Genomic DNA, 19,264 nt, shown 5'->3' on the forward strand with positions numbered 1-19,264 from the left:
CTGGGGTCTTGGTATAATGGGATTACGACTGGCTGGCAGCCAGTTAATACGGGTTCAATTCCCGTAGACTCCATTACATAATTTTTAATAAGTCGTTAAAACGTTGATACAACTGTATCTTTAAGACGTTTTAACGGCTTTTTTATTTTTATTAATACCCAAATTAATACCCTTTGTTAAAAATTGACATATTTTGCAAATTTATCAGCCGTATTTTCTTTAGCCTTTTCTGTTACATGAGCATAGATATTCATAGTAGTTTGGATATTTGAATGACCTAAACGATCCTGGACTTCTTTTACACTTGCACCAGCTTCAAAAAGAAGGGAACAATGAGTGTGGCGGAAACCATGTGGCGTGATCCGCTTCAATTCGTAAAGGTTTACCAGGCGGTCAAGATATTTTCCAACTTTAGGTGGCTGCATAACTGTATTTTTAGTGCTGGGAAAAACTAATTGAGTAGGATTAAGTGTATTGAAACCTAATTTAAAATAGGTTTCTTTTTGCGTTTTCTTCCAAGATTTAAGAATTTTCATTGTCTGAGGATCCATTGAGATAGAACGGACAGACGTTTTTGTTTTAGGTGTTTGTATGATTAGAACGTTATCTAGGCCAAATGTAACAGTTTTATTAATTTTAATGGTATTATCCGTAAAATTAATATCACGCCATTGTAGAGCCAATATTTCTCCTTTACGTGCACCAGTGAACGCTAAAGTTCTGAACAGAGCTAGTTGTAAAGGTTTGTTCTCACGTTTCAAGTGATCGAAGAAAAGAGTTAATTCTTCTTTATTGTAAAAATTTAAAACTTTTTCTTCTTCAACATCCACTTTTCTAATAGGCATACTAACCTTTTTAAAAGGATTGATTTCAACTGCACTGATAGTAATAGCGTAATCAAATATACGTGATGCATAGTTGCTGATAGCTTTGTACTTTTGCAGACGTTTGTACCAGTCATTCAAAGCTGCCTGACAAAAGACCACAGTTATTTTGTCCATGTACAAGTCACCGAATATAGGCAAGATATGGTTGTTGAATAATTCTAATGTTTTATTTAATGTACTTTCCTTAACTGTATTCTTGTATTGAACAATCCACAGCTCATAGACGTCCTTAAATTTGCTTGTGCTGGACTTTTTAAAGCCATTCATCTCTATATCTAGTTTTAATCTAGAAAGAGCTAGAGTGGCTTCTTTTTTTGTTTTAAAGCCTTGTCTAGTTGTCCGTTTCTTTTTACCGGTCATAGAATCCGTTCCAAGATATGCATTAAATTTATAAGCTGTCTTACCGTCTTTTGTTTTATATTTATTGATTGTTGTCATTGTAGTTTCTCCTTTGTTGCCAGGTCAGGGGCTTAAAGGATAATCAATTAAATGTCTAACTCATTAATTATTACTTCTAAATTATCATTACCTTCAAACATATCAGGAACTACATAAATATAGCTCTTATCAAATTTTGTTTCGAATTCATAAACAGGGTTACTTTTTCGTCCTAGTAAAGAAAATTCAAGATTAAATATACCTTGTTTGTTAGTTTGTATTGAGTCGAACTTTTTATTACTATATGAACGTTTATAAACATTAAATGAATTAGCAATTAAACTGTTGATTATTTCGTAAGCAACTTCAATTAAGCTTTTTGAAGAAGATAAGGTTTTAGTAATTTTATCTGGATTAAATTCAATACCTTTCTCTCTAAAAAACAAATTATTATCATCAGAATAGTTTAAATGACAAGCAACATATGAATTTAAAGTTTCTCCCACATAGCTAACGGCTAAATGAAATGGACAATAGTACTTTTTATCCTCTGATACATCTACCAAAACAAAATTACCATAATAATTTTTAAGTAATCCTGAAGGCAAAATATCTACCTCATATTCATAAGTATCATTTTGTTTCTCTATGTCAATTTCTATAAACAATTGCTGGTAGCTAGTTGTGTATTCAATAATATCCGTTAAATCAATATCTAGGAATTCAATCAAAGTATCTAAAGTATTGAATTGAATTCCTTTACTATCATTATTTACTAGCGATGTTATTGATTGTCTTGATATACCCGTATCGTTTGATAATTTATTTATACTAATCTCTCTATTATCTAATATTGATTTCAAATTACATCTAATCACTTAGTGACCTCCTTTTTCTAAATTGTACACTATAGTTAGCAAAAATAAAAGTTTTTGTATTGAATGCTTGCACATAATGTCAGTTTGTAATATGATGATTACAGAAAAGAGATAAAGTTGTAATTATTTGTTTACAACTAAAGGAGGAGAATATAAATGGAAAATAACTTTTCAAGGTTAGTTGGAGAACGACTTTTGACAATTAGTGAAATTCATGTTGCTACCGGAATAAGTAGAAATCAATTAACTGCTCTGTATTACAGAAGAACTAAGGGGATTCAATTTGAGACAGTTAAGAAGTTGTGTGATTTTTTGGAAATTCCAATGAGTGAGTTAATCGAATATCAACCAGAAATTAAAGGTGGTGAGAAATAATGGCAAACTCAATATTCAATGACCAAGCACAACAAGAATTAAAAGAAGATTTCATAAAAATAGTGATGGAGACTGCAGCTCAATTGGTTTTAGACAAAACAAATAAACGTTGGTTAAGGAAAAAAGATGTTTTAGAATACATCCATATTAGTGGTCCAACCTTAGACACCTGGGTACGTCAAGGAGGATTGAAATTATCAATTATTGGCGGAGTGATCCTATTTGATAAGAGAGAGATAGATGCTTTCGTTTTAAAATATCAACAATAAAAAAATGCCAGGTCAGAGGCTAATTTAGAGCAAATCGAATTTACAGGTTAAAAATACGGAAATTTAAGAAAAAACACCTATTTTGTAGCCATAAAGGCTGTAAAGTCAGTATTTTAGGGGATTTCAATACGACTAATTAACAACTAAAATTAATATATAGGAGGAAAAAATAATGAATTTTAATAAAGCGAAAAATGACAGGTTTACAAGAATAGATGAGTTGGTGGAGCAATTAAGTTTTCACTTTTTTGCATATACACATGATTCAATTGATGGAGTAACAGCTAGCAGTATTTCTAAAGCAGAAAAGTTAGTTGAAATTACACAAGAAATTCATGGATTAGAACTCGAATTAGAGAATATAAATAAATTAATTGGAGGGGAAAAGTGATGAATGCAGCAATAATAATGTCTTTAATAGTTGGTTGGTTCCTAGGGTTCGTAACTCATTTCAGTGTCCGTACAGCATATAAAGAATTAATAAAGGTATTAGAAGACGAAAAAAAGCCACTGAAGGACGGCCATCCAACAGTGGGCAACAGAGTATAACTCATAGAATCTTACATTGAGTATAACTCATTAACAAAAAAATACACAAGTGGGGTTTAGGAATTGAAAAATAAATTGAATGAATTGAATGGATTGGAAGACCAATTGCAAGAAATTAGTGAAAATAATAATCAAATAAAAGCAATCTCATCAGTTTTGAATGACAGCTGGGAGGGAATTTCAAGTATCAACAAAAGAGATGCTACAGGTCATTTAACACATTATGAAGTCGATAGAACATTAGAAAGAACTGCGACACTTTTTTTTATGCTTACTACTCTAATTAAAGATACAGAGGAGAAGAATTCAAAAGTTTTAGATGATATTACAAAAATTAGAAGTGGCCTAGCAAATCAAGAAGGTGATTAAATGGAAGGCTGGATAAAGCTTCATAGAAAATTATTAGATAGTCCTATATTCGAAAATGAAAAGCTGCTAAAAGTTTTTATGTATTGTCTGCTTAAATCCAGTCACCAAGATAGAGAAGCAGTGGTTGGGTTACAGACTGTAGATATAAAAAAAGGACAATTTATTTTTGGGAGAAAGAAAGCAGCTCAGCAGTTAAACATGAAAGAAAGCACCGTTTGGAAGCATATCAAATTCTTAGAAAAAATAGATTCAATTTCTTTAAAGAGTAACAACAAATTTACTGTTGTATCTGTTGTCGGGTGGGCGATTTACCAAGGAGATATAACAACAAAGGAACAACAGAGTAACAACAAAGGAACAACAGAAGAACAACAGAGTAACACAGACAAGAATGTAAAGAATGTTGAGAATGTTAAAAATGTAAAGAATAAAGATATAGTCGGGCAAGAATCACCCGACAATGTGCCTTATAAGGAAATTGTTGATTATCTCAATCTAAAGGCAGGAACTAACTTCCGGCCATCAGCTTCAAAAACTAAAACACTTATCAAAGCAAGAATAAATGAAAGCTACTCAATTGATGATTTTAAAAAAGTTATTGATATAAAAAGTGATGAGTGGCTAAAAAATAAAGACATGGTGAGGTATTTACGTCCAGAAACTCTGTTCGGAACTAAATTTGAAAGTTATTTAAATCAAAAACAAGTCTATAAGGATACCAATGAACGGGCTACTAGTGAGTATGATAATTTCTTTTAGGAGGGAAGTTAAATGGAAAGTACTTCTAAGGCAATGCAACTCACATTGACAAAATTAACTTATATTGTCGAAACTCCTTGTCCTGAATGTCGCGGTGATATGAGAGCTTGGAGGGAGAAAGAAGGAGATCCTCCGCGTTGTGCTACAGTTTGCTTGGCTTGTGGTTATAGGTCTTTACAAAAGAAAGAAGCCATCACAACTAAAAAGTTATTTGAGGAAAGCATGAAAACTAAAGCGATGAATTATTTAAATTACGGATCAATCATTACAAATAAAAAGTTACTCGAATTCAGATTAGACCAGTATAAAGAAATCGATTTAGAAACCATTAACGCTAAACAAGTTGCTATGAGTGCTTTAGATAAATTTAAAAACGGTGAAGAAGTACACGTAATATTCAGCGGATCAACTGGAACAGGAAAGTCGAGTTTATCAGTCGGGATTTTACAAGAAGCGTTAGTTCAATCAAATTATGATAAAAAATGTCTTTTCATTAATTATCGTGAACTTTTAGAACAACTTAAATTTGCTATGAATGATGCCGAGGTAAGAAAGAAAATTACAGGAACCGTTATGAAAGAAATAAAACTAGCTGACTTGATTGTCCTGGATGATATAGGTGCAGAGTTAGGGACCATTAAAGATGAGGCAAGAGGCAGCGTTTATAACCTAGATACATTGACAGCAATCACTGAGGCGAGGGAAAACAAGGCTACTATATTCAATACAAACTTAACGTCAGTTCAAATTAAAGAAGCCTATGGAGAAAGAATCCTTTCCAGAATGATGAATAATTCTACCGGTTTAATGTTTAGGTTTAAAAACACTAGCGATAAGCGTATTGCAGGAATTTAAAAGGAGAAAGATCAATGGGAAAAGAAGAGCAGATGGATGTAGGACTAACTAAAAAGCGAGAAAAATTTATAAAAGATGTAATAGATTACTTTGATGAATATGACATTGATGAAGACAGTAAGCACTTTTCTTCAGAACTGCTACAAGATTATTTTAATAAATACAGGTATAGAGATCTAATTTTGTTCAATGGCAGAGCAAAAAAAGTAAAAAAAATAATTAGAAGAGCACTAAAGTAAATTCTTTTAGTGAAGGGGTGTGAAGTATGGAATTAGGAATATTTGAAAAACAAGAGATGCATAAGTATTTCGTGTTAGATGAAAAAATTAAACAAATTTATGAACGCTTAGATTACAGAAGAGAAAGTTTTTACTCTCAAAATATGTTTTTACATACTGAATACCCTTCACAAAAGGATATTGATGCTAAAAACAATTCAGATTTAAAAGTTAGAGGTTTTAATATTGAATACAACGTTATTGAATACATTGATATTGAGCGAGCTACTTTAAAAGTAATTGAAATGCTAAAGGATAAGCAGCGTTACTTAAACGACTATCTAAAAGAGCTTAAATCACAAGAGAGAGAATATTTATTAACCAGGTACTCTTTACAAGGAGTACAAGGAAACACGACACAAACGGACATAAACTTATATGCAGAAATTTTAGAAATAAATGAAGCTATCAGCTATAAATATGGTTATCCTCCGGATGAAGAAAATAAGTTTATCATATCCGACCAAAGAAATTTTTTAGATGATTTTAAGGCAATAGCTGAAATGTTAAAGGTGTGAATACGAATGAATGACAGCAATCGAGGGATGCAGTTGTTAAATTTTTACTTACGAAAATGGAAGTATTTTGACGTTAACATTGCTTATTTATCAGATATTGAAAAGATTCAAATGAAGATTCTTTATGCTAGCTTGAAAAACTTAAATGAAGACGAGATAAAATTTTTGTCTGAGAGGTACAGGTTTACTGAGTTAAAAAAGATAACTGCTCAAGAGGCTGCTTCATTAAGAGCTGTTTCACTATACAAGTACAAAGAAAAAGAGAATGCAATCGGAATTAAGTTAATTCCATATTTTTTAGAAAATGAAAAAAAGCTTAAAGAAGAACTAAATGAAGCAGTAAGAATTGAAGCCAAAAGAAGAAGAAAGAATAGATTTAAATCTAATTTTAGGAGTGGAGATTGTTGATTGAATTTATTGATTACCAGATAACAAATATTGAAGCATCTTACTTAACTCTCAAAAAAAATTATTTAACTGAAGAATTAAAACTTTTAAATAATGAAAAAAAAACAGATGAAGATCTACTCCAATTAAAAAAACAACATTTAAACTTAATTTTTGACTGGGTTGATGAACTCGCAGATACGGATAGCCAATTGTTAAAACATTATTATTTTGATGGAATGATATTAGAAAATATAGCTTCACTTTTGAGCATTAATCATGGAGTAGTCGCTAAAAAACATCCTTCCATTATGAAAAGATTGAACAATGATATTTTGTTAAATAAATTTCCTTATAAAAAAACACCTCTTTATAGTGAGTATTTAATCACTAAAGAACAAGAAGAAGAACAGGGTGCACTAGAAAAACAAAGGGAATACAACAGAGAATATAAAAGATCTAAACAAATAAAAAAATATTAAAAATGGAGTGTGATATTCATTGCATGAGTGGGTTAAAGATTATCAGCGCATTACAAATGAAATAGACGTACTTGATTATCATATAAAGCAAGGTATTAACATCTCTACAGACTGTGCTAAACAAGCCATTGTTGATGAATTAAACCTGATGCTTAATGAAACTAATAAAACATTAATAAAAAAAGAAGACCAGCTTCTGGCACTCAAAGAAATATCTACCATGTTTACAGATATAGATCATGAAGTTTTTGTTAGGAAACACATAAAAAATCAAACAACAAAAGTCATATCTCATGACTTAGGAATTTCAAAAAGTCATATCGACAAGATTAATACTGCAAACCTTAATACACTAGAATTTTATTCAGAATTCAAATGAGTGGTTGATTGAAAACTTTACAAATTTGAATTTTAAATCACCATTTATAAGGGGGGAATGCCAAACTAGTTTTATTAACCAGATGAAAGGTGGCGAGATAAGTTCAGTGATGATTAATACACAAATATATATTATCTTTCTAAAACAGAATTAAAAAGATGTTTTGAATAAAGATAAAAAAGAGTTGGATCGTTAAAGTTTTGGATAGGCCCCCCCTACCAAATTTTTTTTATTTTTATTTCGGGGGATAGGTTAGGGGGAGGCACGGCCGTCGCTGGACAAAAAAATAAAAAAAGAAAGGGGGGTGTAAAAATAAAAAGTGGAAATAATTTCAAAAAGCTAATATAGCAGTGTTTTAAAACAATTTATAAAATTTCTAATAAAAGCAAATATTAATTTAATGCTATATGAATAGCCACCGATCAACGTTTATGAGTGTTTACTGTATCAATTATAATAAACGCTAAAAACAGGCTGTTTTTTATCAAAAATAAAATAAATATATCGGGTTTGAAATATTGGTTTATATGATTAATCAACCCGTTATTTTAATAAGTGAGGTGATTAAAATGAAAACTGAAACAGATAAAATAATTGAGGGTTCCTATAGGAGTATAGACAGGATCTGGAAAAAGCATTACGTTCGACCTATGAAACGACAATTAAATGAACATGAATTGATTCATTCTTTTGATAAAGGCGTTAGGAAATATCAGAGGTTAAGAAATTCACTCCTAGTAAATGATCTGTTGAGAGAGAATCCAGACTTTAAACAATATGTTGAGCTTGTTGCAGCTGTTATCAATACTAGAATACAAGCTATGACAATGATTAAGCAAAACAAGTTATCAGATCACATAATCCATAGTTTAAATGAAGTCACTAAAATAGTTGAACTAGGGAATAGCTTAGTAAGTGAGTCTTTAGACTGGGCATATAAAGGCGGATATAAGTCCGATTTGTTAGATAAGTATAGAAAAAAATATTTATAATAGGAGGTGAAACTATTTGGCGAAAACTGAAGAAAGTAATGTAGTACTGAATTTCAAAATGGATGGGCAAGTGCAATATGCTCAGACCATAAAAGAAATAAACGGAGTTATGAATACTGCTGGTAAAGAATACAACAACCATGTGTCAGCAATGAAAAAAGATGCTACTCAAACCGAGAAACTTCAAGCTGCTAAAGGTAAACTTGAAATTCAATTAGAGGGTGCTGAAAAGCGTTCTAAGATGTTGAGAGAAGAATACGAGCGGTCCGTAAAAGAAACCGGTGAGTATTCAAATGAATCAAAAAAACTATATGATCAGTTGCTTCAGTCTGAAACAGGTGAAAACAAGTTACGAAGTGCATTAGATGCTACCAACGACTCTTTGAAGGAACAAGGAAACCTATCTATTGAAGCGGCTGATAAGTTAGCTAAGTTAGAAGAATCAGGCGAGAAAGTCAAGAACGTAGGTAAAGGAATGACCGTTGGTGTTACAGCTCCAATATTGGCCATTGGTGCAGTTGCAATAAAATCCTTTGGTGAAGTTGATGAAGCGATGGATACCATTATCATGAAGACGGGAGCCACTGGGAATGCAGCGGACAGCTTGACTCAATCTCTTGAAAACGTCGCTGGAAATACTCATTTAGAAATACAAACAGTTGGTGAAGCAATAGGAGAAATGAATACTCAATTTGGATTTATGGACGAGAAGCTAGAAGAATCAACTGACTATATGCTTAAGTTTGCTGAAATTAATAATACTGATGTATCTGAATCTGCTATTAATTCCCGTAAAGTAATTGAAGCATATGAAATGTCCTATGATGATTTAAACAAAGTATTAGATGCTACTACTAAAGTATCGCAAAATACCGGTCAGTCTGTTGACATGTTGTTCGATAAAGCAATAACAGGTGCACCACAAATTAAAGCACTAGGTCTTTCTTTTGAAGATGGCGTTGAAATGATTGGTAAATTTGAACAAAGCGGACTTGATTCAGGGAAAATGTTAGGTTTTATGTCCAAGGCTTCAGTACTATTTGCTAAAGATGGAAAGACTTTAACCCAGGGTCTAGGTGATCTACAAGAAAACATGAAGAATGCCACCAGTGATACAGAGGCGCTTGCAATGGCCAGTGAAGTATTTGGTTCTAGAGGTGGAGATGCTATGTTTGATGCCATTAAAAGAGGAACTCTTGATTTAACAGAGCTTGGAGAAATTGCCAAAAACAGTGTTGGAGCAGTTGGTAACACATTTGATGAAACTAGGGATCCTATTGATCAAGCTCAAGAAGCTATGAATAATGCAACTTTTGCATTTGCTGGTCTAGGTGATGCAATTCAAATAACCTTGTTTCCAGCATTCGAGAAGTTGACGGAACTTTTAAACCAATTTAAAGAGTGGTTCACTGCTTTGAGTCCTGAACAGCAACAATTCATTGTTAAAACTGCTATGATAGCCGCTGCGATTGGCCCTTTATTAGTCGTTTTAGGAACTCTGATGGGAAGCATGACTAAGATATACAACGGAGCTAGACTCCTTATATCAGGTATTAAAGCGCTGGGAGTTATACTAGGATTATTAGGAACTCCAATAGGTTTGGCAGTATTAGCAATTGTCGCATTCATTGCTATTTTCGTAGTAGCTTACAAAAAAGTAGAGTGGTTTAGAAACGGAGTCAATGCATTCTTTAGAGGTGTCAAAGATGTCGGAGTTGAATCGTTTAAATTTTTAGGTGGTTACATTAGTGGGATTTTTGAAGGTATCAAACAAAACTTTAGTAATTTTGCTAGTGCTGGAAAACGAATTTTTTCTGGAATCACTGATTTTATCGCTGGAGCTTTTACCGGAGATTGGTCAAGAGCCTGGAAAGGCGTGACTAATATATTTGGTGGAATATTCGAGGGACTAGGTGCTATGGCTAAAGCTCCACTGAACTCAATGATCGGTTTAATTAATGGATTCATTCGTGGTTTGAGTAGAATCAAAATACCTAAATGGGTTCCTGGAATAGGCGGAAAAGGATTCAGCATTTCTGAAATTCCATTCTTAGCTGAAGGAGGTAGCTTCTTAAATGGCCAAGCAATCGTTGGTGAAGCAGGTCCCGAATTAGTGACAAGTATGAATGGTAGAACGAAAGTTACACCATTATCTAGTGATGAAAAAGCTAAAGGGATTTCTGGAGCTTCTAAAGGTGGCCGGAATGTTGAAATGCATGTTCATTACGGTCAAATTAATACAAATAGTCCAAGCGAATTAGCTAAACTAGATAGACGAATGAAACGAGCATCTGATATGGCCATGATTGCAACAGGAGGAGTACCGGAATAAAACAATAGCAAAAGCCATCTCTTAATTGAGATGGTTTTTTTTGGTTAAGAGCCGAAGGGAAAATACACTTGGATTATTTTTATAAAGTATAATTGAAATAAAATGAGGTGTGAATATGGTCCAACAAATAACATTTAATGTACCTGAAAACTTTATTGTTCTAACTAAAGAAGAATATCGGCAATCGATGGACAAGATAAAGGTTAGTGATATGAAAGGAGTGAACGCATTGGGAAAACCAATAACTATTAATATTAACGAAGTGAGTCAAAATCCCGAACGTGCAAAAATTAAATACGGAAATAAAGAAGTGATCTGCAAAATGTACAGCATGAACAAATCAACTCTGAATACTTGGTTAAAGGACATGAGAAACAATCCTAAATTTGCGCATGGTGTTGTTAATCCTACGCATAAAATTGTTTTAATACACTTAGATACTTTTGAAGATTACTTTAGATGGCTGGAAAAAAATAGATACAGGAGATGATTAATTTTGGTTAATAAAAAGAAAGAAAGAAATTTTATTGTAACAAATTACGACAGAAATGGTAAAGTTATTGAAGATTTATCAAAAGTAGTTATTCCAATTGAAAGACAAATCGCTTTGTTAGAACGTCTTAATCGTTTAGATAGAAGAGGATAATTATTTGTGTGAAATATGAAGTTCAAAAGATATTTAGAAGTAAATAAATCTAACAGCTATACTTTGCATATATTATAAGTATCACGTTTAGAGGAGAATGAAAATGCAAGAGGATACAATGATGATTTATTTTGAAGATGAAGGTTTTAAAGTGATAAGTTTTGGACCATCCGCGGATATTCTTTATCAAAGTTATGTAGTTATATCGTACGAAGAAGATTTAACTATATACCCTTGTTGTAATCAACTGATGGCTGTTAAAGTTTCATCAATCTTTATAGCAGAATACTGCCAAAGAATAGAGCATATAAATATGTTGTTTGATAACATGTAATAAATTATACCTTCATTTTATGAGGGTATTTATTTCTTTACAAAACAAACATACGTTCGTATAATAAACACGAGGTGAACGATATGAAAAAAATGAAGATTCAAGAATTTAATCAGGACTATATGATGATAGATGAAAAAGAAATGACATTTATTTATGAGTATCCAGAAAAGGAACAGTTCGATTATATAACGGATAAGGTTGACCATCCAGAAATTAAAGAATATAACATTGAGTATTCAGCTATGATACAGACAATTCGCATGGGCGAAATTGGCAGATATAGATTGGATGGCGTTCCATACGGATTCAATGCTTTCATCATTACTATAGTGATGAAGTGATAGATATGGATGATATTTGGGGTTTGAGTGAATCGGCACTGCTGCTTATTGAGGATAAACTAGATGAACTACTAAATGAGGAGGATGAAGATCATGAACGCTGCTATGATGACTGGGAAAGTAGTTTCGGATGTAAAGGTGATTAATACTAAACACGGTTATCCGTTTTGCTACATTGCTTTAGAAGTGAATGAAAAAATTCATAACTGCTTGATTGCTGGACGAAAAGCTTTTAAATTTGTTTACGAGATTGAAAACGGTACTGGTTTAACGGTTGAATGTACAATTAACGAACGTAAGCAATTAATTATTCAAGAATATAAACTTGACAGTCAACCTACTCTTTTGGGTCAATTGTGGGATTATAAAGGAAGGCGACTGCCATTTAAGAAAACTATGTTTTAGAAAAAGTTTATGTATCTATTTACATTGATTTGATTTAGATTTAAGTCAAGAAGGAGGAGATCATAAAATGAAAGAAAGAATTAAAAATGCTTTATTAAATTTAAAAGTACTATTTGAAGCTAAGCCTTATGATGAATTGACTGAAAAAGATATGAGCGAACTTAATTCTTTTCATCCTGAAAAAGTCCACATGCTTGAAGAAAACGATGATTACTTTTTAGGAATGAGAGCTAATCATTTCGTAATCGAAGAAGGCACTTCTGAGAACCATGATCAAATAACTTACTTAATTTCAGCAAACCACAAAGGTATAAGAAAGCAAACTATGCTGCTTGGCGACTAATAATAAACTCAAAAAAATAACCCTATCTCAATTAAGAGATGGGGTTTTCCTTTTTATATTTTTCAAATGAACTTTCAGCAATTTTCATTGCTTCAGGAACTGCATTCATTTTTCTAAGATGATTTTTTAGTTCGGAAAGAGAGGTAAGGTCTATAGGAAAACTAGAATCATTTTTAGCATCATTTGCCAAATCACCAATTGGAGATTTGTGATTAATATAATTTTGTAACCATACATAGTAAGTCATCTTTTACCTCTTTTCTTATATTTTAATATCCTGATTATATCACTTAAACAAAGCATTTAAAATAAACAGAGAAACAAAACTTAATCATTGTTATAATCTAGTAAAGACTAAGGAGACTATAAATGATAGAAAAAATATTTTTTGATAATTTAGGAAATTTTCAATGGGCTAGCATTGCAGCTATGATATCGTCATTAGCGTTTGTAACTTCACTTATATCTATATCCATAACTATTAAACAAGGAGAAAAAAATAGAAAAACTAGCAGTCTTGCTGCACTAAGAATTGATGAATTAAAAGAAGTGCGGAAAAATGTAAGTGAAATAGTGAATTCATTACATAACCTTCAATATATGGAAGATTTTGCAAATAAAAGACAAAATATGGTAAAAATACCGGAAAAATTCACAATTCATAAAAACGAAATCTATGCTTTATTGTACCGGGAAGAAAAGCATTCCAAAGAATTTATACAAGCGTTAATTTTATTTGAAGGAAATATAATTAATACTGAAAATATGCTTGAATTGCCTAATTTATTGGATGATTTTGATGCAGCTGCTAAGGACTATTCGAAAAAAGAGTATAAAGAAATAGAAAATTACATTTAAAACACTTAATCGAGTGGCTTTTATTTGAAAATTAGAAAAAAAATAGAAAATAGTTGAAAAAGGATATCGTGTCAAGTATGATTACTTTAAAGGGGTGGTGAGTATGCTTAATACTAGTAAGCGAAGACTATCTATTAGCAAGTGGCTCAAAGATAATAATCCTAGTGAATTCTATGAGCCTTTGAAATTACAAAAATATTTGTTTTTCTATGAATTGTTTTCTAAAGTAGAAGGGAAATCTTATTCTTTGGATTATCTTAAGGGATATGAAAATGGTCCAGTGTTTAGTGAGGTTTATGGGGATTACACATATCGCATTGATGAATTTGAACCCAATGTTGATGTTAATGGTAATCTAGAAATTGAAAAAGATATTGCTCAAAAAGCAAGCTTCTTAGCTCAAATTTTGACAAAAAAAGAGTTGTCAAATCTGACTCATGAAATGAATATATGGAAAGCCAAAGAGAAGGATATTGAAAAAGGGATAAAGAATGTTCCTTTGGATGAAGAAGACTTCAACGATAACGATGAGTATATTACAAAGAATTTGAAAGATTTGTATTCTAATGAATTTATAAATTCAGTAAATGTTATAAATATAGCAGATAAGAGTTTTGTAGTAAGCAAAGAAGATTTTTATAAGTTAAATAGCATTCAAAAAGATACTCTAGAATTATTATCTAATGAAGAATTAGATAATCCAGTTTATATATCAATTGGCGATGAAGGGGAGTTATTAGTTGACTAGGGTAAAAGATGTTATCACTATGAAAGTTCCTTTTCCTAATATTACAGGGAACTTGGCACTAAGACCTCATATGTATATTTGTATCGAGGACGGGACTGATAAGAAATTTCTATCTTGTCAAACTAGAAAACCTACAAATATTCTTAAAGATGTCCCGCCATACATATACATTGAAGAAAGTAATAATATTAATCGAAATCCATTTACGTGGCCAACGTTAATTGGTTGTGATTATGCATTTGAGATGAAAGACATCCATGTTGATCGTAGTTTACTTGCTAGAAAAAGAAGAGATGTTTGTGAGGAACTCTATGAAGAGATCTCATTAAAAATAAAACATGATTCTTTTTTTTATGAGTTAATGAACGAAATAGAATTACTTAGCCTTAATAGATCTTTATCTAAAGTAAATAAAGAAACAGCCTCATAATAGAGTGCTGTTTCTTTTACGTTATAGAGCCGAAGCGAAAATGCACTTGGGCTAGATAGAAACAAATAGTGAATTGAAATATTTTATTTTTAGTACAATAAGTTTAGAATAAAACTAGAAGCTCATGGAACTATTGTAGAGATGTAAGTCGCCTTGATTAAAAATACTTTTGTTAACATAAATATTATATTTCCATATTAGAAAAGAGGTCAAATATTGGAAGATAAAAAGGATACTAGAATATATAGAAAAACTTTAAGAATAGGAATTAGTTTAATTATATCTGCGGTTTTTACGATGTTTTTACAAAACAATTTGGATATATTAGTTCCTTTGTATTTAAATTTAAGTGAAATATACTCATACTTCTTTGTTTCGGGAATTTTTTTTATTTTAGAAGGTGCTATAGCTTTTAGGCAGAGTCTAGATCGATTGAATAAGAAGCCTCATAAAGACAGAAAGACTAGACTAGTAAACTTTTTGGTCAAATTTTTAATTACTGGAATATTTTTAGCTTTTTACTTAAACGGTTTCTTAATTATCGAACATTTTTTGAATGATGATCGTTTATTTGTAATAGTATTATTATTTAACTTTCTTTCAGTATCAATTGTATTAGATGAAATAATTAAATTTTTCCAAGCAATTATTTTTATTTATGTAAAAACAATACCCGATAGTAAAGATAGGTTAAGTATTATAATAACATTTGTAGGATTATTAATTTCTGGAATTTCTCTATTAAAATGATTTTTACATAGAGATTGCTTTTTTTATTATAAATATCAATTATGAAAGTATGTGATAGAACTAAAAAGAAAGGACCCAATTAAATTGGAGACCTTTCTTTTTTTATATATAAGTAGCCCACCAGACTATCCTTTCGAATTTTTTTACCATTCACTCATAATATTCATTAAAACTTCTTTAGCAGCATCAACTGGATACCAGCGTTTTCGACTTTTTCTAATCTCGATTTTCTTCATGCGAGGATCAGTTAGAAACTCTTCTTCAAGAAACGTTTGAGACATACAAGTTTTCTTTGATAACATATCAACATCCCAAAGCCATAGCTCATGAGTATCTTTTAAGATATTATGAAGCTGATCTCGAATTTCTTTTTTTACCAGTTCATCATCCAAGTGAATTATAATCTTACCCTCCTTCCTTGTTGAAGTATATAATAATTTGTGAATTATAGTTAGTTTAAGAAGATGTCCTCAATTTTGAGGAGATGTTTTATGAATAGCCGAGAGCAACAATGCGCTTGGAATAGGAGGGCGCAATTGTGCGCTGTCTGAAAAGTATAGGGGTAAATGCTCTACACCTAAAATGTAGCAATTTTATATTTAAAATAAAAGTATGTAGGTCAGCCGAAAAAAAGGCCGACCTAGCGAATCGCTACCCCATTAGTCGTCCATCCAATTAGACAGAAGTCTCCAATTTTGGAGAGATGTTTTATTTAGGGGTTGCTGAAAATTCGGCTGATCTATTCCTTTACTCACCTCTGTGTGAAAACAGTTTAACGTATAAGGTATAGCAAACTAAATTGAAATGAGCTTAGAATGCTCCTGGTGAAAGGGTCTATGTTAAGAATAGGTCGACAAATATAAAAAACATATTAATTAATGATAACTATTTGAAAAGTTGTTATAATAAGGGGGTCGCAAAACACGATACCCTGGAGGAATTCAAATAATGGCTTACTACAAAGTGATCAACATTTTACAAGATGGTACTCGTTTAGATTCTATGGAAGGTTTTGTGCTTCCAAAAGAATTTTCAGATAAAGTTTTTGCTGTTTTCCAACGCTCTGCTGAAGAAAGAGAAATTGAAAAACAAAAAGAGAACTTTAAGAAAGTAGATTAATTATTAAATAGTTTATTTAAAATTTCCCCTGACCTAGCAAATTATATTCTTAAAATTAATACCCTCATTAATACCCTTTACATGAATTCTATTAGATATCATTTTATTAGAAAAAGCTGAAAGTGTTGATATTGCTATACTTTTTAAGCTATTTTCTTCTATTGTATATTGCCTTTATAAACCCGTAGACTCCATACTTAAATTTAATAGTTGTTTGTTAAAGCATTGATATAAAAGATTTATATCAATGCCTTTTGCTTGTGATGCTTTTCAGTTTGTAATTTAGGACTTTCTTAATAGATAGATTTGCATTATTAATCAAATGAATCTTGTTTTGGAATCCGTTTGACTAATAAAAGTATTTTATTAGTAAAGTGGGAACTTATTTAGTCTTCATTTAAACAATAAAACTACTTCATTAGTCATAAAGAGCGATAAAGTCCATGTAATTGTGTAATAAGAAAATAAGCATAACTTTTTTCGTTCTACAGATTAGGTACTAATTTCTAACTACGAAAATTGACTGAGTTATTATTTTTATTTGTAAATATGTAGAAGAAATGAAGGGTTTTTGAATGGTTAGTTAGATTACATTAAAAAATCTGTGCATTTTTTCACAGAAATGTAATTTAATGGGAAATAAAACTTGATTCTTAATTTAAACGTGATAGAATTGGATTTGCATTTAATATTGTGAAATTTATCTAGGAGGATTATCAAAATGACAAAAGGTAAAACTAATATTAGTACAGCTTCACTAAAAGTGATGGCAGGATGGGGAATAGATACAATTTATGGAATCCCTTCAGGAACTTTAGCCCCTTTAATGGAAGCTTTAGGTGATCAACAAGAAACAGATATCAAATTCCTTCAAGTAAAACATGAAGAAGTTGGAGCAATGGCAGCTGTAATGCAATGGAAATTCGGTGGAAAATTGGGTGTTTGTGTTGGATCAGGTGGCCCTGGTGCTTCTCACTTAATCAATGGTCTTTATGATGCAGCGATGGATAATACACCTGTATTAGCTATTTTAGGTTCTCGCCCTCAAAGAGAACTTAACATGGATGCGTTCCAAGAATTAAACCAAAATCCAATGTTTGATCATATCGCAGTATACAACCGTCGTGTTGCTTACGCTGAACAATTACCAAAATTGATAGACGACGCAATTCGTACAGCTATCTCTAAACGTGGAGTAGCTGTATTAGAAGTACCTGGTGATTTCGGTTACCATGAAATCGATAACGATGCATTCTACTCTTCAGGCCACAGCTTCCGTGACTACGTTTCTTCTGCAATCAACGAAGCAGATATTGACGCAGCTGTTGAAGTATTAAACAATTCTAAACGTGCTGTTATTTATGCAGGTATCGGAACTATGGGACATGGTCCAGCGGTTCAAGAATTATCTCGTAAACTTAAAGCTCCAGTTATTACAACTGGTAAAAACTTTGAAACTTTCGATTACAACTTTGAAGGATTAACTGGTTCAACATACCGTGTTGGTTGGAAACCAGCTAACGAAGCTGTTAAAGAAGCAGATACCGTTCTTTTCGTTGGTTCAAACTTCCCATTTGCTGAAGTAGAAAATACTTTCGCAAATGTTGAAAACTTCATCCAAATCGACAACAACCCAACAATGCTTGGTAAACGCCATAATGCAGATGTTGCTATTCTTGGAGATGCTGGTGAAGCAGTTCATTCATTACTTGAAAAAGTAGCACCTGTTGAAGAATCAGCTTGGTGGAATGCTAACTTGAAAAACATTCAAAACTGGCGTGACTACATGACTAAGTTGGAAACAAAAGAAAATGGTCCATTACAACTTTATCAAGTATACAATGCTATCAACAATCACGCTGACGAAGATGCAATCTATTCAATTGATGTTGGTAACTCAACTCAAACATCTATCCGTCATTTACACATGACTCCTAAGAATATGTGGAGAACTTCTCCATTGTTTGCTTCTATGGGTATTGCACTTCCTGGTGGTATTGCTGCTAAGAACGTATATCCTGATCGTCAAGCATTTAACTTAATGGGTGATGGTGCGTTTTCAATGAACTACCCAGATGTTGTTACTAACGTACGTTACAACATGCCTGTTATCAACGTAGTATTCACAAACACTGAATATGGATTCATCAAGAACAAATATGAAGATACAAACAAAAATACTTTTGGTACTGAATTTACTGATGTAGACTACGCAAAAATTGCAGACGCACAAGGTGCAGTTGGTTTCACAGTAAGCCGTATTGAAGATATGGACCAAGTAATGGCTGATGCTGTTAAAGCTTCTAAAGAAGGTAAAACAGTAGTCATTGATGCTAAAATTACAAAAGAACGTCCAATTCCAGTGGAAACATTGAAATTAGATTCTAAATTGTATAGTGCAGAAGAAATTAAAGCTTACAAAGAAAAATATGAAGCTGAAGAATTGGTACCATTTAGTGAATTCTTAAAAGCTGAAGGTCTTGAATCTAAAGTATCTAAATAATTTTCTGATAGATAAGTTATAGTTTAATAAAAAGGTGAGTCGCTGTGTTATAGCGACTCACCTTTTTTTTGTTAGGTAGAAGAAATCACCCGACAAC

At 31.9% G+C, this 19,264-nt stretch carries 30 protein-coding genes and 1 tRNA gene; 27 read left to right on the top strand and 4 right to left on the bottom strand.

Going from position 1 to position 19,264, the window contains the following annotated elements:
- Window positions 1-2 precede the first annotated feature (2 nt).
- A tRNA-Ala gene (locus tag CAR_RS04460) sits at window positions 3-73 on the top strand.
- Window positions 74-176: 103 nt separating this feature from the next.
- On the opposite strand, the gene CAR_RS04465 is transcribed toward CAR_RS04460, so the two are convergent.
- Window positions 177-1,325 (bottom strand): site-specific integrase, encoded by a 1,149-nt coding sequence (locus tag CAR_RS04465; protein ID WP_013710520.1) that lies wholly within the window; start codon window positions 1,323-1,325, stop codon window positions 177-179.
- Window positions 1,326-1,372: 47 nt separating this feature from the next.
- Entirely contained in the window at window positions 1,373-2,143 is a 771-nt protein-coding gene (locus CAR_RS12825) for a helix-turn-helix domain-containing protein (protein WP_013710521.1), read from the bottom strand.
- Between the two features lie 156 nt (window positions 2,144-2,299).
- Between CAR_RS12825 and CAR_RS04475 the strand changes: the two genes are divergently transcribed.
- The 20 genes from CAR_RS04475 to CAR_RS04565 all read left to right on the top strand — a co-directional run bounded on the left by CAR_RS04475 (window position 2,300) and on the right by CAR_RS04565 (window position 12,759).
- Window positions 2,300-2,518: a helix-turn-helix domain-containing protein gene (locus tag CAR_RS04475; RefSeq protein WP_013710522.1), complete on the top strand. Its 219-nt coding sequence runs from the start codon at window positions 2,300-2,302 to the stop codon at window positions 2,516-2,518.
- Window positions 2,518-2,787, top strand: a complete 270-nt coding sequence (locus tag CAR_RS04480; RefSeq protein WP_013710523.1) for a helix-turn-helix transcriptional regulator — start codon at window positions 2,518-2,520, stop codon at window positions 2,785-2,787. Before CAR_RS04475 ends, CAR_RS04480 begins: the two co-directional genes overlap by 1 nt.
- Before the next feature lie 172 nt (window positions 2,788-2,959).
- Complete coding sequence (locus CAR_RS04485) at window positions 2,960-3,178, top strand: hypothetical protein (protein WP_013710524.1); 219 nt, start codon at window positions 2,960-2,962, stop codon at window positions 3,176-3,178.
- Window positions 3,178-3,336 carry a hypothetical protein gene (locus CAR_RS13140; protein ID WP_158305241.1) on the top strand — a complete coding sequence of 53 codons (159 nt, stop codon included), beginning with the start codon at window positions 3,178-3,180 and terminating at the stop codon, window positions 3,334-3,336. The genes CAR_RS04485 and CAR_RS13140 overlap by 1 nt, the downstream gene beginning before the upstream one ends.
- Before the next feature lie 63 nt (window positions 3,337-3,399).
- Window positions 3,400-3,705, top strand: coding sequence for a hypothetical protein (locus CAR_RS04490; RefSeq protein WP_041556185.1), 306 nt, complete (start codon window positions 3,400-3,402; stop codon window positions 3,703-3,705).
- On the top strand, window positions 3,706-4,464 hold the full coding sequence (locus tag CAR_RS12830) for a conserved phage C-terminal domain-containing protein (RefSeq protein WP_052303133.1): 759 nt from the start codon (window positions 3,706-3,708) through the stop codon (window positions 4,462-4,464). It abuts the gene before it with no gap.
- Window positions 4,465-4,476: 12 nt separating this feature from the next.
- On the top strand, window positions 4,477-5,319 hold the full coding sequence (locus CAR_RS04505; RefSeq protein ID WP_013710527.1) for an ATP-binding protein: 843 nt from the start codon (window positions 4,477-4,479) through the stop codon (window positions 5,317-5,319).
- Between the two features lie 14 nt (window positions 5,320-5,333).
- Window positions 5,334-5,558 (top strand): hypothetical protein, encoded by a 225-nt coding sequence (locus CAR_RS04510; RefSeq protein WP_013710528.1) that lies wholly within the window; start codon window positions 5,334-5,336, stop codon window positions 5,556-5,558.
- Window positions 5,559-5,584: 26 nt separating this feature from the next.
- Window positions 5,585-6,115 (top strand): hypothetical protein, encoded by a 531-nt coding sequence (locus CAR_RS04515; protein WP_013710529.1) that lies wholly within the window; start codon window positions 5,585-5,587, stop codon window positions 6,113-6,115.
- Window positions 6,116-6,121: 6 nt separating this feature from the next.
- Window positions 6,122-6,523 (top strand): hypothetical protein, encoded by a 402-nt coding sequence (locus CAR_RS04520; protein ID WP_013710530.1) that lies wholly within the window; start codon window positions 6,122-6,124, stop codon window positions 6,521-6,523.
- Window positions 6,520-6,984, top strand: a complete 465-nt coding sequence (locus CAR_RS04525; protein WP_041556186.1) for a hypothetical protein — start codon at window positions 6,520-6,522, stop codon at window positions 6,982-6,984. Before CAR_RS04520 ends, CAR_RS04525 begins: the two co-directional genes overlap by 4 nt.
- A gap of 19 nt (window positions 6,985-7,003) precedes the next feature.
- Complete coding sequence (locus CAR_RS04530; protein WP_013710532.1) at window positions 7,004-7,363, top strand: hypothetical protein; 360 nt, start codon at window positions 7,004-7,006, stop codon at window positions 7,361-7,363.
- A gap of 569 nt (window positions 7,364-7,932) precedes the next feature.
- Entirely contained in the window at window positions 7,933-8,355 is a 423-nt protein-coding gene (locus CAR_RS04535; RefSeq protein ID WP_013710533.1) for a hypothetical protein, read from the top strand.
- Window positions 8,356-8,413: 58 nt separating this feature from the next.
- Complete coding sequence (locus CAR_RS04540; protein WP_013710534.1) at window positions 8,414-10,687, top strand: phage tail tape measure protein; 2,274 nt, start codon at window positions 8,414-8,416, stop codon at window positions 10,685-10,687.
- Window positions 10,688-10,802: 115 nt separating this feature from the next.
- The gene (locus CAR_RS04545; protein WP_013710535.1) at window positions 10,803-11,177 is read left to right on the top strand and encodes a hypothetical protein; all 375 of its coding nucleotides are present in this window, start codon (window positions 10,803-10,805) and stop codon (window positions 11,175-11,177) included.
- A 6-nt stretch (window positions 11,178-11,183) separates the two neighbouring features.
- Complete coding sequence (locus tag CAR_RS13145) at window positions 11,184-11,333, top strand: hypothetical protein (RefSeq protein WP_013710536.1); 150 nt, start codon at window positions 11,184-11,186, stop codon at window positions 11,331-11,333.
- A gap of 103 nt (window positions 11,334-11,436) precedes the next feature.
- A complete protein-coding gene (locus tag CAR_RS04550) occupies window positions 11,437-11,667 on the top strand; it encodes a hypothetical protein (protein ID WP_041556190.1) in 231 nt (76 codons plus the stop codon).
- Window positions 11,668-11,750: 83 nt separating this feature from the next.
- A complete protein-coding gene (locus CAR_RS04555; RefSeq protein WP_041556191.1) occupies window positions 11,751-12,011 on the top strand; it encodes a hypothetical protein in 261 nt (86 codons plus the stop codon).
- A gap of 93 nt (window positions 12,012-12,104) precedes the next feature.
- A complete protein-coding gene (locus CAR_RS04560; RefSeq protein ID WP_041556193.1) occupies window positions 12,105-12,416 on the top strand; it encodes a hypothetical protein in 312 nt (103 codons plus the stop codon).
- A gap of 67 nt (window positions 12,417-12,483) precedes the next feature.
- Window positions 12,484-12,759, top strand: a complete 276-nt coding sequence (locus CAR_RS04565; protein ID WP_013710539.1) for a hypothetical protein — start codon at window positions 12,484-12,486, stop codon at window positions 12,757-12,759.
- Between the two features lie 31 nt (window positions 12,760-12,790).
- Here the strand turns inward: CAR_RS04565 and CAR_RS04570 are convergent, their stop codons facing one another.
- Entirely contained in the window at window positions 12,791-13,006 is a 216-nt protein-coding gene (locus CAR_RS04570) for a YozE family protein (RefSeq protein ID WP_013710540.1), read from the bottom strand.
- A gap of 122 nt (window positions 13,007-13,128) precedes the next feature.
- Here CAR_RS04570 and CAR_RS04575 point away from each other — a divergent pair, with 122 nt between their 5' ends.
- From CAR_RS04575 to CAR_RS04590, 4 genes are all read left to right on the top strand, one after another.
- Complete coding sequence (locus CAR_RS04575; RefSeq protein WP_013710541.1) at window positions 13,129-13,617, top strand: hypothetical protein; 489 nt, start codon at window positions 13,129-13,131, stop codon at window positions 13,615-13,617.
- A gap of 103 nt (window positions 13,618-13,720) precedes the next feature.
- Window positions 13,721-14,365, top strand: a complete 645-nt coding sequence (locus CAR_RS04580; protein WP_041556195.1) for a hypothetical protein — start codon at window positions 13,721-13,723, stop codon at window positions 14,363-14,365.
- Window positions 14,358-14,795 carry a hypothetical protein gene (locus CAR_RS04585; RefSeq protein ID WP_052303134.1) on the top strand — a complete coding sequence of 146 codons (438 nt, stop codon included), beginning with the start codon at window positions 14,358-14,360 and terminating at the stop codon, window positions 14,793-14,795. Before CAR_RS04580 ends, CAR_RS04585 begins: the two co-directional genes overlap by 8 nt.
- Before the next feature lie 216 nt (window positions 14,796-15,011).
- Window positions 15,012-15,545 (top strand): hypothetical protein, encoded by a 534-nt coding sequence (locus tag CAR_RS04590; protein ID WP_013710544.1) that lies wholly within the window; start codon window positions 15,012-15,014, stop codon window positions 15,543-15,545.
- Window positions 15,546-15,688: 143 nt separating this feature from the next.
- On the opposite strand, the gene CAR_RS04595 is transcribed toward CAR_RS04590, so the two are convergent.
- Window positions 15,689-15,937, bottom strand: a complete 249-nt coding sequence (locus CAR_RS04595; protein ID WP_013710545.1) for a hypothetical protein — start codon at window positions 15,935-15,937, stop codon at window positions 15,689-15,691.
- A 556-nt stretch (window positions 15,938-16,493) separates the two neighbouring features.
- Between CAR_RS04595 and CAR_RS13220 the strand changes: the two genes are divergently transcribed.
- Entirely contained in the window at window positions 16,494-16,664 is a 171-nt protein-coding gene (locus tag CAR_RS13220) for a BOW99_gp33 family protein (protein ID WP_013710546.1), read from the top strand.
- Window positions 16,665-17,385: 721 nt separating this feature from the next.
- Window positions 17,386-19,167: a pyruvate oxidase gene (spxB, locus tag CAR_RS04600; protein ID WP_013710547.1), complete on the top strand. Its 1,782-nt coding sequence runs from the start codon at window positions 17,386-17,388 to the stop codon at window positions 19,165-19,167.
- The last annotated feature ends 97 nt before the right edge of the window (window positions 19,168-19,264 follow it).

It is taken from the genome of Carnobacterium sp. 17-4, assembly GCF_000195575.1.
Lineage (GTDB): Bacteria > Bacillota > Bacilli > Lactobacillales > Carnobacteriaceae > Carnobacterium_B.